This is a genomic window from Streptomyces sp. NPDC017056, from assembly GCF_044332485.1.
Lineage (GTDB): Bacteria > Actinomycetota > Actinomycetes > Streptomycetales > Streptomycetaceae > Streptomyces.
Genome location: NZ_JBIRPD010000003.1, coordinates 119288 through 132973, shown reverse-complemented (window position 1 = coordinate 132973; position 13686 = coordinate 119288). Strand labels below are relative to the sequence as shown.

The 13686-nt window shown below is 71.1% G+C and carries 11 protein-coding genes and 1 tRNA gene; 5 read left to right on the top strand and 7 right to left on the bottom strand.

The window, feature by feature from the left end; translation table 11 throughout:
• The first annotated feature begins 227 nt into the window (after nucleotides 1-227).
• Nucleotides 228-1211, top strand: a complete 984-nt coding sequence (locus tag ACH4OW_RS06270; protein WP_398025981.1) for a D-alanyl-D-alanine carboxypeptidase family protein — start codon at nucleotides 228-230, stop codon at nucleotides 1209-1211.
• A 69-nt stretch (nucleotides 1212-1280) separates the two neighbouring features.
• On the opposite strand, the gene ACH4OW_RS06265 is transcribed toward ACH4OW_RS06270, so the two are convergent.
• From ACH4OW_RS06265 to ACH4OW_RS06255, 3 genes are all read right to left on the bottom strand, one after another.
• Entirely contained in the window at nucleotides 1281-2549 is a 1269-nt protein-coding gene (locus ACH4OW_RS06265; RefSeq protein ID WP_398025376.1) for a PE-PGRS family protein, read from the bottom strand.
• A 4-nt stretch (nucleotides 2550-2553) separates the two neighbouring features.
• Complete coding sequence (locus tag ACH4OW_RS06260; RefSeq protein WP_398025374.1) at nucleotides 2554-4725, bottom strand: McrB family protein; 2172 nt, start codon at nucleotides 4723-4725, stop codon at nucleotides 2554-2556.
• 112 nt (nucleotides 4726-4837) lie between these two features.
• A tRNA-Gly gene (locus ACH4OW_RS06255) sits at nucleotides 4838-4911 on the bottom strand.
• A 235-nt stretch (nucleotides 4912-5146) separates the two neighbouring features.
• Here ACH4OW_RS06255 and ACH4OW_RS06250 point away from each other — a divergent pair.
• The 4 genes from ACH4OW_RS06250 (at nucleotide 5147) to ACH4OW_RS06235 (ending at nucleotide 8425) form a co-directional block, all read left to right on the top strand.
• Complete coding sequence (locus tag ACH4OW_RS06250; RefSeq protein WP_360138571.1) at nucleotides 5147-5302, top strand: hypothetical protein; 156 nt, start codon at nucleotides 5147-5149, stop codon at nucleotides 5300-5302.
• 205 nt (nucleotides 5303-5507) lie between these two features.
• Nucleotides 5508-6083, top strand: coding sequence for a dCTP deaminase (gene dcd, locus ACH4OW_RS06245; protein WP_360138568.1), 576 nt, complete (start codon nucleotides 5508-5510; stop codon nucleotides 6081-6083).
• 16 nt (nucleotides 6084-6099) lie between these two features.
• Entirely contained in the window at nucleotides 6100-6597 is a 498-nt protein-coding gene (locus ACH4OW_RS06240; protein ID WP_030180867.1) for a phosphoribosyltransferase, read from the top strand.
• A 319-nt stretch (nucleotides 6598-6916) separates the two neighbouring features.
• Complete coding sequence (locus tag ACH4OW_RS06235) at nucleotides 6917-8425, top strand: ricin-type beta-trefoil lectin domain protein (RefSeq protein ID WP_398025979.1); 1509 nt, start codon at nucleotides 6917-6919, stop codon at nucleotides 8423-8425.
• A gap of 113 nt (nucleotides 8426-8538) precedes the next feature.
• On the opposite strand, the gene ACH4OW_RS06230 is transcribed toward ACH4OW_RS06235, so the two are convergent.
• The 4 genes from ACH4OW_RS06230 to ACH4OW_RS06215 form a co-directional block, all read right to left on the bottom strand.
• Complete coding sequence (locus tag ACH4OW_RS06230) at nucleotides 8539-9543, bottom strand: Yip1 family protein (RefSeq protein ID WP_398025977.1); 1005 nt, start codon at nucleotides 9541-9543, stop codon at nucleotides 8539-8541.
• 464 nt (nucleotides 9544-10007) lie between these two features.
• A complete protein-coding gene (locus tag ACH4OW_RS06225; RefSeq protein ID WP_398025371.1) occupies nucleotides 10008-10934 on the bottom strand; it encodes an AraC family transcriptional regulator in 927 nt (308 codons plus the stop codon).
• Between the two features lie 302 nt (nucleotides 10935-11236).
• Entirely contained in the window at nucleotides 11237-12664 is a 1428-nt protein-coding gene (locus ACH4OW_RS06220; RefSeq protein WP_398025369.1) for a VCBS repeat-containing protein, read from the bottom strand.
• Between the two features lie 142 nt (nucleotides 12665-12806).
• Complete coding sequence (locus ACH4OW_RS06215) at nucleotides 12807-13613, bottom strand: trypsin-like serine protease (protein ID WP_360138559.1); 807 nt, start codon at nucleotides 13611-13613, stop codon at nucleotides 12807-12809.
• Nucleotides 13614-13686 lie beyond the last annotated feature (73 nt).

Here is a 13686-nt window from a genome sequence, read left to right as displayed (position 1 = left end):
GGGGCCGGGGCCCGGGATCCGGGATTCGGGGCCCGGGATCCGGTATCTGGGGCCCGGCCACGCACCCAGGAAGACAACCCCGTCATTTTCATGTACAAGACAGACACCTGGGCTCTCCCCACACCCCACGGGCCACTGCCCGGCAACCCGGCAACTGCACGCCAAGTACGGAGCACTTCACCTTGACCGCAAGAACCCGCGCCGTCAGAACTCTGACCGCAAGAACCCTGACCACCAGAACCTTCACCGCGCGCGCCGCCGCCGTAACCGGTGGCGTACTCCTCGCCCTCTCCCCACTGACCGCCCAGGCCGCCCAGGCCGCCCAGGCCACGGCGGCCACGCCGGCTGCCAAGCCCGCCCGGCTCGCCCAACCCACCCAACCCGCCCAAACCGCACCCACCGTCGCCGCCAAGGGCGCCGCCCTGCTGGACGGCACGAGCGGCGACGCGCTCTTCGGCAAGGACGCGGACACCGCCCGCCCCATAGCCAGCACGGCGAAGATCATGGTCGCTACCGTGGTGCTCGACACCAAAGGCGTCGACCTGGAGCGGCAGGTACCCGTACGCCAGGAGTACCGCGACTACGTCACCAAGCGCGGCGCCAGCACCGCGGACCTCCAGACCGGCGACAAGGTCACCGTCCGCCAACTCCTCTACGCCGCCCTTCTCCCCTCGGGCGCGGACGCCGCCTACGCACTCGCCGACACCTTCGGCACCGGCCCGACCAGCACCGAACGCACCAAGTCCTTCATCGCGAAGATGAACTCCAAGGCCGGCGAACTCGGCCTTCCCCACACCGGCTTCACCACCTTCGACGGCACCGGCTCCGACTCCAGCACCCCGCGCGAACTGGCGAAGCTGGCCCGTCACGCCATGCGGAACGACACCTTCCGCACGGTCGTCAAGACCAAGCAGTACAAGGGCGAGGCCCCCGCCGCCAACGGCCGCACGCGCTACTACACCTGGAACAACACCAACCGGCTGCTCGGCTCGTACGACGGCGCCATCGGCATCAAGACCGGCACGACCACCCCGGCGGGCGAGTGCCTGGTCTTCGCGGCCACCCGCGGCGACAAGACCCTCGTCGGCACCATCCTCAACAGCAAGGACCGCTACAACGACGCCGCCAAAATGCTGGACTACGGCTTCGGCACAACCACCACAAAAACCCTGAAACTCCGCAAGCTCCCCGCAAACACCCCGCGCGACTGACCCACTCCAGCAGCAACGAGGCCCTGGCCCAGGCCAGGGCCTCCACCGCGCAGCGACCGCCGGAAGCGGCTACTGCTGACCGGCGAATTCGGCGATCGCCTCCCGCAGCGGCCCCGCCGCGCTAGCCGGGTCGGTGCGGGTGTCGAGGCCCAGTACCTTGATCCGCCCCAGGAGGCCGCGGGGACCGTTGAACTCCAGGACGTGATCAGGCGGTTCATGCGGAGCGGGATACACGATCAGCGCGAGGGGCTGGTGCCCCGGGCCGGTGTAGCCGGCAATGTAGGTGAGCAGCTGGTGACGGTCCTCACGGGAGACGTTCTTCCTCGCGTAATCCTTGTACTTCGCATCGACGACGAGGAAGCGCGTGGCGCCGCCCTTCTCGGCCGGTGGGTCGAATGCCAGCAGTACGTCGGGCCGAAAGGGCCGGGGCCTTTTCCCGAAGCCCCCGCTCGTGCGGATGTAGTCGCCCTTTGACCGTGCCCTCCTGCCGCCCACCTCGACTGCCGCATCGACCGCCATCCGCCGGACCACGGCCTCCCACAGGTCGTCCAGCTTGAGCAGGAGGCCCTTCGCCCCGAAGCCGTACGGGTCGAGGAGGTCGGTCACCCCGCCGCCGCCGAGCACCATGCGCGCCCACGCGTGCGCGGCCCGGTAGTGGCTGTTGAGCCTGGTGTACTGCCCCCGGGAGAGAAGAGCCAGGGCGTCGAGTGGCCGGGCGGGGGCGGGGAAGTCCCGTGCGGCGGCAGCCAGCTGTCTGCCGAGTTGCGGGTCGCAGGACCGCTCGGCCGCTGTGGTCAGGGCTGCCCCGCACACCAGGTTCTCCCAGCCTCCGTCCTCGTACTCGAAGGTCTGTACGTGCAGCCTGTCGACGGTCCCGTAACAGCGGGTTGCCTGCGCCTCCAGATCCAGCCGTCCACGCAGGGAGGTGTCCACCCGCTGCCGGCGTACGTAGTCCCTGCGAAGCCCGCGGCGCAGCAGCAGACGGCACTCGTGCAGCAGGGCGGCGGGGACCAGCCCCGCGTAGCCGTCTTTCCCGATCGGCCAGTCGCGCAACTCCTCGTCGGGCTTTCCCTGCCCGTTGGCGTAACAGAGCCAGTCGATCAGCCGCTCCCCCGCGATCGGGAACTTGGGTTCCAGTACGAGTCGGATCTGACTGAGTTCGAGCACCCCGGCGGTCGTCAGAGCCCTGATGACGTAGCCACTGTGCCCCTTGGCCACGCGAACGGCCTTGAGCCTGTCGAGCCTGTCGAGGTCGTCGCGGCTCAGCCGGTCGAACGGCACGGTGACGGGCTGGTACTCCTTGAGTTTCCTTTCGCGTCCGACGGGTTCCTCCGGCATCCGGCTACTCCCCGTCCCAGCCGACCGCGCCGTCCTCGCCCGTGACCCCGGCGGCCACGAACGTGTCCGCCAGCATGCCGGGCAGGTCCTGCGGGTTGGTCTGCACGACCCGACCGGTCCGGCCGTCCACCAGCTTGCCCAGCACGCTTCCGAGCAGCCCGGGCCGGCCCTGGCAGTACTCCGCCACCAGCGGAACGATCTCGTGGTGGAAGGCGAGGGAGAGCTGTTCGGCGGTGTCGAGCGGCCGGTCGTCGGCGAGGAGATACGCCTGGCCGATCAGGTGGTCGGGACCGAAGTGCTCGTCGAGCCGTCCGTTCAGCCCCTCCAGGAAGGAAGCCAGCCCGAGCCCTCCGACTTCGCCGTCCAGGGCGTCCACGTCCGGTGGCACGTGGACGAACGCGAAGCGGCGCCGGATCGCGGAGTCGATGTGCCCCACACTGCGGTCGGCGGAGTTCATGGTGCCGATGATGCGGACGTTGGGCGGCACGGTGAGCCGCCGCCCGCTGGTGGGCAGGGTGATGGAGACCGACCCCCGCTTGTCGAGCTCCAGCAGAGTGATCAGTTCGCCGAGGATGCGCGGCAGGTCGCCGCGGTTGATCTCGTCTATGACGATCAGGAAGGTGTCGTCGGGCGCTTCCTTGGCCGCTGCGCAGACCCGCCAGAACAGGCCGTCCTTCATCTCCAGGTGGAGCCCGGCGCCCGTATGCGCCGTATCCGGCTTGAAGCCCTCGACGAAGTCCTCGTAACCGTAGGACGGGTGGAAGGTCACCATGGTGAGCCGGGCAGCATCGGCGTCTTCGGGTACGCGGGACAGCTCCGCGAGTGCAGCGGCCCGTTCACCCGGCGCGGCTTCGATACGGTCCGCCCGCCCCGCCAGGGCAAGCGCGACGCTGAGAGCCAGGCGCGTCTTACCCGTGCCGGGCGGCCCCTGGAGTACGACCTGGCCTTTGTGGTCGAGGAGGTCTTTCACCTTCCGCACCGCATCGGGAAGCTCGGCCTGCTCGACGTCGTCCGCCGGGGCGGCAGCCTCGCTGAGGACCGCTTCGCGCCCGCGCCGGATATCCCTCATCAGGGTGGCGGGGACCTTGGCGAGAGCTTGCTGCCAGGCGTGCCGCGGCGAGTCGAAGCGCTGGGCGTACGAGGTGTCCCAGTCCACGCCGACGGTGTGCCGGTGGGTCTCGGCGTCCGCGGCGTAGGAGTAGCCCTCGGTCACGGTGCCCACGGCCAGTACTTCCGACTTCCCGCGGTTGGCGACGATCAGATCACCGCGCTCCAGGTCACGGACGGCCAGCAACTGCCGAGCGAGCCGCAGGTTTCCGCCGGTGCTGTGCGGCCAGTGCTGGTCCAGCGCGGCCTTGAGCTCCTGGTCGCTCTCGTACTGGCCGAGGCTGCCGACCTCGTCCCAGGCGATCCTGATCCGGCGGTTCGCCAGACAGTCGTCCCAGAGGCTCGCCTGCTCTCCCGGCGCGATCTTCCAGACCGTGCGGTCGTGCGGACGCGGATCGTGGAAGGCGTACAGGAAGCTCATGACCTCGTGGAGCGACCAGCCGTCGAACTCCGGCTGTTCCCGCACGAGGCGCAGGAGTTCGCGGTTGGCCTGCCAGGTGCGCACACCCGAGGAGTACGTGCGTGCGCGGCCGCCCAGAAGCGTGGTGAAGTGGCGGATGTGCGCGGCGGAGAAGATCGGCAGAAACCGACCGGGGAAGTACACGGCCAGCGCCTTGGTGGTCAGTGCCTGGCCGTACGACAGCGACTCCAGCTCGTCCAGGCGGTCGTACGCCCCCTCCGCCGCTGCGGCGAACGCGGCTACGAACTCGCTCCGCACCTGTGCCCACGCGTCGTATGCGTCGAGGCCGTGCAGCGCGCTCGGCACGATCCGCCACTCGCCGGACCTGTGCTGGTACACGATGTGCTTCGCCGCGCTGCCACCGCGGATGCTGCCGAAGAAGTCGGTGCCGTACTCCATCAGCCGGCAGAAGGAATACCCGCCCTGCCGGCCCGCGGGCCCCAGCGCGTACCGCTCCAGCGACAGCCCGCCCCAGCCCTCCAGCGGGAACTCCGCCAGCACCCGCTGCCGCTCTTCCTCGGCCTGTTCGGCAGCCCACGCGGCCGCCTCCCGGTCGAACCGTGCAATACGCGACGCGAGCCCGTCCCGGAACTCCTGCCCCTCAGCCATGCGCGCATTCTTCGCCACCGGGCCCGGCCCGGGCAACGCGATCAGGGTGCGCGACGCCTGATGCGGTCCGGACAACGACGAAGGCCCAGGTCTGCGACCTGGGCCTCAATAGTGGAGCGGGTGACGGGAATCGAACCCGCGCTCTGAGCTTGGGAAGCTCATGTTCTACCATTAAACTACACCCGCTTGAGCGCCGTCCGTATGAGGACGGTGCAGCGTCGCACACTCTACCCCATCGCCGGCCCATGGTGCGTTTGACCGTGAGGTTTGGTTGTGGGGTTTTTCTTGTGGGCGGGGTGGGTTGCGGGTCGGGGTGCGGGAGTTGGGGCGTACGGTTGGGGCGCGGAGTGCCGCGTTCGATGGCACCCAGTTCATCCCCTAATGTGGCTTTTGTTGTCCACGCACTTGGGAGAGGGACTTGATGGAGCGCACCGTCGTACGTTGTGCCGAAGGGCACGTGTTCAGCACCGCTTCGTTTCCCATGCAGACCACGGACCGGCTCGGCCCCGGGCGGCTGCTGCGGTGTCCGCGCTGCGCGCGGCTGCGGCATTCGGTGCCGGTGGGCGAGAAGCGCTGAGGTCGCCCGGCCCTGACGGCGGGCCGGGGGTGAGGCGAAGCGGACGGCAGCCGGTGGAGCGGCTGTAACGATTTCGGGCGAGGGCCCGGTTCCCGAGGCGGGGGCCGGGCCCTCGCCGTTGTCGGTACGCGGGCCCGTTGGCCTGCGCGGGCGTGCCGGGCGGTGGTGTGCGGGCGGGGCGGGCCCGGGCGCGTATCCTCGATGCGTGCTTCTCTCAGACAAGGACATCCGGACCGAGATCGACGCGGGCCGGGTCCGCATCGATCCCTACGACGAGTCGATGGTGCAGCCGTCGAGTATCGATGTGCGCCTCGACCGGTATTTCCGGGTGTTCGAGAATCACCGATACCCGCACATCGACCCCGCCGTCGAGCAGCAGGACCTGACGCGCGAGGTGGTGCCGGAGGGGGACGAGGCGTTCATCCTGCACCCCGGTGAGTTCGTGCTCGCCTCGACGTACGAGGTCATCACGCTGCCCGACGATCTGGCCTCGCGGCTGGAGGGGAAGAGTTCGCTGGGGCGGCTGGGGCTGCTGACGCACTCGACGGCCGGCTTCATCGACCCCGGTTTCAGCGGACATGTCACGCTGGAGCTGAGCAATGTCGCGACGCTGCCGATAAAGCTGTGGCCCGGCATGAAGATCGGGCAGCTGTGCATGTTCCGGCTGTCGTCGGCCGCCGAGCACCCGTACGGCTCCGCCAAGTACGGCTCGCGGTACCAGGGCCAGCGGGGGCCGACGCCCTCGCGGTCGTTCCAGAATTTTCATCGGACACAGGTCTGAGAGTGCGAGAGAACCAGTGAGTGGTGTGCGGGAGAACCTGACGTACGAGCGCTTCGGTGGCGCGATTCGCGAGCTGGCGCAGACGATCGCCGACGACGGGTACGAGCCCGACATCGTGCTGTCGATCGCGCGCGGCGGCGTCTTCGTGGCCGGCGGCCTGGCGTACGCGCTGGACTGCAAGAACATCCACCTGGTGAATGTGGAGTTCTACACGGGCGTCGGTACGACGCTGGAGATGCCGGTCATGCTGGCGCCGGTGCCGAACGCGATCGACTTCTCGGACAAGAAGGTGCTGATCGCCGACGACGTCGCGGACACCGGCAAGACGCTGAAGCTGGTGCACGACTTCTGCCTGGGGACGGTGGCCGAGGTCCGCAGCGCGGTGATCTATGAGAAGTCGCACTCGTTGGTGAAGTGCGAGTACGTGTGGAAGCGCACGGACGAGTGGATCAACTTCCCGTGGAGCGTCGAGCCGCCGGTGGTGCGTCGCGAAGGGCAGATCCTCGACGCGTGATGCGTGATGCGTGATGCGTGATGCGTGATGCGTGATGCGTGATGCGTGATGCGTGACGCGTTACGTGTGACGCGTTACGTCTGATGCCTGACGGTGGGCGTCGAGAGGGCGAGTAGGGCGCGACGTCCGGCCGGGGGCCGGGAGTGAAGCGCACCGGGCGGTGACGGCCCGGTGCGCTTCTTGTTGTTTAGAGAGCGGTATGTGAATTCGGGCCAATCCCGTTCCGGCTGTTCCACCTGTCGCTACCTGCGAGTAGAAACCGGCGGAGACAGCAGACCGGAGGGGAGGCCCAAGGGTGCGTGCGAGAGCGGGGCGGCTGATGGCCGCCGCAGCGGCGTTGGCGGTGGGGTTCGGCGGAGCGGGCGTGGTCGCGGGGGTGGGCGCCGGTACGGCGGCGGCCGCCCCGGCCGGCGCGGCGGCCGCCAAGCCGCTGCCTCCCGAGCTGGAGAAGATCCGGGCGGCCGAGGCCGTCAAGCTGTACGGGGACGCGGCCGAGCGGCCGGCCGGGCAGCGGAAGACCTCCTTGATCTCGCTGGGCGACAGCGAGATAGCGGGGGAGGGCGTCGGTACGTACGAGCCGGGGACGAACGGGCCGGACAACTGGTGCCACCGCTCGCCCGAGGCCGCCATCCACCGCACCGGGATACCGGCGGAGGTGACGTACAACGTCGCGTGCTCCGGTGCGGCCACCGGCAACATCAACATCGGCGGGACCAAGCAGTACGCCGACGAGCTGGTGCAGAGCGACAACCTGGCGATCAAGGCCCGCAACACCCGGTTGAAGATGGTGCTGCTGGTGGCGGGCGCCAACGACGACCTGCAGTTCGGGCCGGTGATGACGGACTGCGTCACCCGGTGGTTCACCCTCCAGGGCCCCTGCGAGCCCAAGTACCAGCCGGGGTGGCAGGGACGCGTCGACGCGCTGGTGCCCAAGGTCGAGCAGAGCGTCCGGGACCTGCGGACCGTGATGCGCGACGCGGGGTACGCGGACGGCGACTACAAGCTGGTCGTGATGGGCTACCCGAGCCCCATCGGGCCGGACGTGGAGGACAACCCGAACTTCCCGGGCAAGCTGCCGGGCGGGTGTACGGGCTACACCTCCGACTCGGCCTGGGGCCGCAACACCGCCGTACCGGCCTTCGAGAAGGGCATGCGGAAGGTCGCGGCGGACACCGGGGCGGCGTACCTCGACAACTCGCGGCTCTTCCACGGGCACGAGGTGTGCATGGAGGACACCTGGGCCCGCGGGCTGTACGTGGACCTCGCCAATCCGTTCCCGCCGAACGCCAACTCCGTACGCCAGTCCTTCCACCCGAACGCGCGCGGCCACGGCGCCTTCGCCTCCTGCCTGACGCAGCTGTACGCGTCCGACCGGCGCGAGGCGTCCTGCGCGGACCCGGCGAGCACGGGGCAGCCGAAGCTGTACCCGCTGGCCTGGGACGACGTGTACACGCCGCTGAAGAACGCGGGTACGGGCAGCTGCGTGGACGCCAAGGGCGCGAGCAGCAGTAACGGTACGGCGGTCGTGGGCTGGGACTGCAACGGCCAGCGGAACCAGCTCTGGTGGCAGGACGCGGAGCGCCGCTCCGTGCACGTCGGGCTGACACAGGACCGGTGCCTGGACGTGCCGGGCGCGAAGTACGAGGCCGGGGCCGGGCTGATCCTGTGGAACTGCTCGGGCGCGGCCAACCAGCAGTTCACGAAGGACGCCGCGAGCGGTTCCGTCCGGCCGGCGGCCGCGCCGGGGCTGTGCCTGACGCTGGGCTCGGCCAAGGACGCGGTGCGGTTGCAGAAGTGCGACGGGTCGGCGGCGCAGCGGTTCGCGTGACCCCGTGACCCCGTGATCCGCTGATACGCGGAAGGCCCCGCTCCGGGTGGAGCGGGGCCTTCCGTAGTGGCGGGTGCCCGGGCGCAGAAGCAGCGGCGCGGGTGTACGGGTGGCTAGAGCGTGCCCAGCTTGACCAGGGCCAGCAGCGCGACCAGCTGGATCGCGGAGGCGCCGAGGGCCTTGAACCACGGGAGGTCGTGCGACTTGCTCACCATCGAGGTGAACAGCGCGCCCGCGGCCAGCCAGGTGGCCCAGCCCACCACCTGCACCAGGGGGCTGTCGCCGCCCAGGAACATCGCGAAGAGCAGCCGCGGCGCGTCCGTGATCGACATGATCAGCATGGACAGGCCGACGGTCGGCTGCCAGGCGCCGTCGCCGCCGAGCTGGCGGGCGAGGGTGTGGGTGACCGCGCCCAGGATCAGACCGCCGATGACGAACATCACGGCGGTGATCAGCACCCACGGGATGCTGTTGGAGAGCGTGGCGTTCAGCACGTCCTCGCGGGCCTTGTCGAAGCCGAAGACCGCGAGCAGGCCGTAGACGAACGTGACGACGAGGGCCGGGCCCCACACCGCGTGGTCGCGCATCTGCCAGAACGTCGGGCCCGGACGGGCCACGATGCCGGTCAGCAGCTGCTTCCAGTGCAGGCGGGGGCCGGGCGGCGGTGCCGTGGTCTGGCCCGCGCGGTAGGTGCCGTCGTCGCCGTACCCGTCGTCGCCGTACCGGCCGCCGTCGTATCCGCCGTTGTCGTACCGGCCGTTGTCGGTGCCGCCGGACGGGCCGTACGCGTCCGGGGCCTCGCCGACGCTGAACTGCTGCGTGTGACCCGGGCTGTTGTCATTGGCGTACGGGGCGTACGACTGCTGCTGCGGCTGGTAGCCGCCGTCACCGAAGTACTCGGGCTCGCCGTACCCGCCGCCCTGCTGTCCGCCGCCGTGCTGCGGGCCCCCGTGCTGCTGGTTGCCGTACGGCTGCGGCGGCCGGGGAGGTTGCTGCTGCCACTGCTGCCCGTGCGGTGACGGGGGCTGCTGCCCGTACGGCTGTCCCTGCTGTCCGTACGGAGCCTGCTGCCCCTGCTGTCCCTGCTGCGCGGACCGGGCATCCCGTCCGCGACCCATCCTGAATCCAGCCACGTCATCGAACGTACCTGGTCTGTGGGGCCCTGGGGCCGGGCCTGGGGGAAGGGGGCCGGTTTGCTGCCGACCTGTGACATCCCCTAGGGGGATCGGGGCGGCTCCCCGAGGGGATGCGGGGGCTGTGTGCCTGGCGGGGGGGGAGGAGGGGGCGCGTGGTGCGATGCCAGCGAGGCCACCGGCTTCTCTCCACGGCCCATGAGGCATCGGATCTTCGTAGTCCGACGCCCCACGGGCGGGAGGGTCCGGCGGCGGTTACGGGGGGATACCGGCCGGTACCCAGGGGCCCGCCGGTGAATGCCGCCGTCGGCACTCACGGGCGGACAGACGTATCGGCGTAGCCGACGTGGCCCTGGCTCCCCAGACCGTAGCGACCCGGGGGTGCCGGCATGATCCATTCTGCGCAGCCGGTATCCGGAACACGCGGCGCGTTCCTCAGGGCGCGCTCCTCAGGGTGTGTGCAGTGTCTGCGAGGGGGTCTCCCCGAACCGCTCCCGGTAGCTGCGCGCGAACCGCCCGAGGTGCACGAAGCCCCACCGGTACGCCACCTCGCCCACGCTCAGGTCACCGGGCCCCGCCCGGCGCAGCTCGTCCCGGACCCGGCTCAGCCGTACGTCACGCAGGTAGGCCATCGGCGACATGCCGACGTGCCGGCGGAAGCCCTCTTGGAGCCAGCGCACGCTGACGCGCGCGACAGCGGCCAGCTCCGCGGTGTCGAAGGGGTGCTCGGGGCGGCCCTGGATGGCGTCCACCGCGCGTTTGACGGGCGCCGGCCGGTACGCCGGTGCCGCGGACGCCGACGGCTGGGTGAGTTCCTCGCGGTGCGGGTGCTCGGCGGCCAGCAACAGCCCGCTCATCAGCGCCTCTTGGAGCGGCACCGACACCAGCGGCTGGTGCAGCAGCCCGCCCGTCGCCTGGATGTCCCGTACGGCCGTCCGCAGCAGCCGCGCCCAACTGAGGCCCGCGCCCCGGGTGACGTCGAAACCGGAAGCGAAGCGCACCGGCGTACGGACGGGCCTGCCGAGCAGCTGCTCCAGGTGCCGTTCCAGGCCCGCCGCTTCGATCTTCACCGTCAGCATCCGGCATCCGGCGTCCCACCGGTCGATGGTGGTGGCGCCGTCCGGCCGGAACACCCCCGCCCGTTCCGGCGTACTGGTCTCCGCCACCCGCGCCCCTTGGCGCCATTGGATGCGCCCGGTCAGCGGCACGTCCACGTGGTACGAGCCCAGCTCACCGAACCGCATCCGCAGGTCCATGCCGAAACCGACCTCGCCGGCGGTGATCGCCCCCATCCGGATGACGTCGAAGTGCGCGCCCACGTCGATACCGGGGCCCAACCGGTCTATGTGGTTGGCGTAGAAGGCATCCCTGATCAACCACCGAGCCTCCTCCAGGTCCGCCGTCCGCAGCGACAGCACGGAGGGTGACGAAGGGGGCGCGGCCCCCGGCTCCGCAGACATCCTCAGCAAGACCTTTCCCCCCGGGGACGCCCAGGAAGACAGAACCGTCCGTCCGGCCCCGGCCGCCGCAACCACGCACTCGGGAAAAGAATAGGTGCACGCTCCAGTGGGTTGGCCGCGGTTATCCGTATAGGGCTCGCAGGCACGGGGGTTGGGGCGCGCGGTGGAGCGCGTACACCGGGGCACGCACCGGCGAGCGGAACGCGGAGGCCGTCCCGTCACCCCATCGTGAATGTTTCGGTGGAGAACGAGAGTTCGGGGGTGGGGGTGGGGCCGGTGGGGGTGCCGGGGTGGAGGGTTATGAAGTCGTGGGTGGTGCTTCGGCGGGTGAGGAGGACCAGGTCGGCGTGGTGGTCGGCGTTGTAGTCGGTGAGGGCGAGGACGGTGGTGCGCAGGGGGCCGGTGCCGGGGAGTGCGGGTTGGGGGAGAGGGCGGGCGCCTCGGGGGGACAGGCCCGCTGAGGAGCCGGGGACGAAGGCCGGGCGGGTGGTGGCCCTGGAGGTGGCGTCGTCGGTGTCGCTGACGACCAGGTCGGTGTAGCCGTCCGCCGTGACGTCGGCGGCGTGCAGGACCCGGCCGCTCACGGGGAGGGACGGCGCGCCGCCGGTCAGGCCGTAGCGGGGGAGCAGGCGGGTGCCGGTGGCGGTGACCGCGTCGGTGCCGGGGCCGCGGTGGAAGCGGCCGAAGGCGAGGGCGTGCCCGTAGGGGAAGGCGGCGCCCGCGCGGGCGGGGCCCTGGGGTCCGCCGAGGGCCAGCCGGCCGGCGGCGGGGTGGCCGGGGTCGGCGGCGCGTACGAGGAGGTCGTCGGCGCCGTCGCCGTTGGCGTCGAGGGGACCGGGCAGGGGCGCGAGAGCCGTACCCGGGACGTCCAGAGGCGCGCCGGTCCTCGGGGTGCCCCGGCGGGTGAACGGGCCGCGCAGGAAGCTGATCCGGGGGCCGGACGCGGTCACCGCGAGGTCCGTCGCGCCGTCGCCGTCGAAGTCGCCGCACACCGGCTGGTCGGGCCACTCGTTGCCGTCCCTGGCCCGCTCCGGGATGCGCAGCGGTACGGCGCGCCCCGCCGCCAGGCCCCGGGGGGAGCCGAACAGGATCTGGACCGGTACGGGCGGGCGGCCGACGCCGTCGTACGGCGGGTCGGTGGTCACGACGAGGTCGGCGAAACCGTCGCGGTCGAGGTCGCAGGCGGTCTCCGCTTCGAAGGCGGCCGGTACGACGCCCTTGGTCGGCGCGGCGTTACGGGCCGGTGTGAGCAGCTGGCGGGCGCCGGGGACCAGGCCGCGGGCCGACCCGTAGACGATGCCGATGCCGGGGTCGTCGTCGTGGGCGGCCCGGTCGCCGGTGGCGAGCAGGCCGGTGGCGAGCAGGTCGTTGACGACCAGGTCGGGGTGGCCGTCGCCGTTGAAGTCGTACGGGACCCGGCTGCCGGTGCCGTGGGGCACGGGACGCGGCGCGGGGCCTGCGGAGCGCTGGGCGGGGGCCGCGGAGTGGCCGGGCCGGCCGGGGGGCGGGGCGGCGTTGAGGGGGCCACAGGCGGTGAGGAGGGCGAGGGGGAGGACGAGGGCGAGGATGAGGCCGGGAATGCGGGGGACGGGCGCGGGGGTGCGTCTTCGGCCGTACGGGGGCAGGTTTCGTCTTCGTCCGGGCATGCGCGCACCGTGTCCCGTCCAGCCCCAAAGGGCCCAATAGCACCGTCGGTTGGTCAGCCGGGGCCGATGGTGCAGCGCGTGCGTCCGATTGCGCAACGGTTGGGGCCGGACGGGGCGGAACCGGTCAGGACGACGGAACCGATCAGGACGTTTTCGCGGCGCCGCCCGTCACCCGCTCGTACAGGGCCCGCGCCTGCCGGTCGAAGAGGACGGCCGTCGACTCGTCGTCCGTGTCGCCACCGCTCAGCACACCTATCAGGCGCCCCGGGTGGCGGGCGTCGCGATAGTCGGCGAGCCAGGGGCCGCCGCTGGTGCCCTCGTAGAAGCCGCCGCACGTCATCCGGGCCATGAACGGCTGGTCGTCGTCGCGCCGGGTGTCGGTGGTGCAGATGATCGGGCGGTTGCCGGGGTTGCGGTTCTCGTAGGGGTAGCCGACGACGGTGACGTGCCGGTCGGGTCCCGAGGACCAGTCGGGGGTGGCGGCGCCGACGACCTCCTGGATGCTGCGGCCCTGCGCGTCCGGCTCGACGGTCAGGAAGGCGTAGTCGCCGCGGTCGTCGTCGCTGCTCTCCCAGGTGTCGGGGATGTGGATGCCGCTGACCTTCCACTTCCCGTACGGGGCCGTGCCCTCGCCGGCGCCGGAGAAACGTGGCGCGAACTCCACGTCCCCGGTGAGCGGCCCTGGCTCGTATCCGTCGGCCTCGTCCTCCGGCGTGAAGTCGACGCAGTGGGCGGCGGTGGCGATCAGGTTGCCCTTCGGGCTGTCGACGACGCTCGCGGTGCAGTGGTGCTCGCCGTCGGCGATCAGCACGCCGACGAAGGGGACGCCCTCGAAGTGCCGCGCGGACGGCTGCGCGGCGTCCGCCGCCTGCGACGGGCCGCCGCACCCGGTGAGCGCGACGAGCGCGGTGAGTGTGGCGGCGGTGGCGAGGGCGGCGGCGGATCTCATGTACGGGACGGTACGTGGAGGACGGGCCGGGGGCAGGAATGGGGCCGGGGCCGGGGGCAGGAATGGGGCCGGG

Excerpts from the sequence above, each read along its gene's own strand:
- ACH4OW_RS06250 (WP_360138571.1), top strand. The coding sequence starts at position 5,147 with ATGGAGCGCACCGTCGTACGTTGTGCCGAAGGGCACGTGTTCAGCACC.
- ACH4OW_RS06230 (WP_398025977.1), bottom strand. The coding sequence starts at position 9,543 with ATGGGTCGCGGACGGGATGCCCGGTCCGCGCAGCAGGGACAGCAGGGG.
- ACH4OW_RS06265 (WP_398025376.1), bottom strand. The coding sequence starts at position 2,549 with ATGCCGGAGGAACCCGTCGGACGCGAAAGGAAACTCAAGGAGTACCAG.
- ACH4OW_RS06220 (WP_398025369.1), bottom strand. The coding sequence starts at position 12,664 with ATGCCCGGACGAAGACGAAACCTGCCCCCGTACGGCCGAAGACGCACC.
- ACH4OW_RS06235 (WP_398025979.1), top strand. The coding sequence starts at position 6,917 with ATGGCCGCCGCAGCGGCGTTGGCGGTGGGGTTCGGCGGAGCGGGCGTG.
- ACH4OW_RS06260 (WP_398025374.1), bottom strand. The coding sequence starts at position 4,725 with ATGGCTGAGGGGCAGGAGTTCCGGGACGGGCTCGCGTCGCGTATTGCA.
- ACH4OW_RS06215 (WP_360138559.1), bottom strand. The coding sequence starts at position 13,613 with ATGAGATCCGCCGCCGCCCTCGCCACCGCCGCCACACTCACCGCGCTC.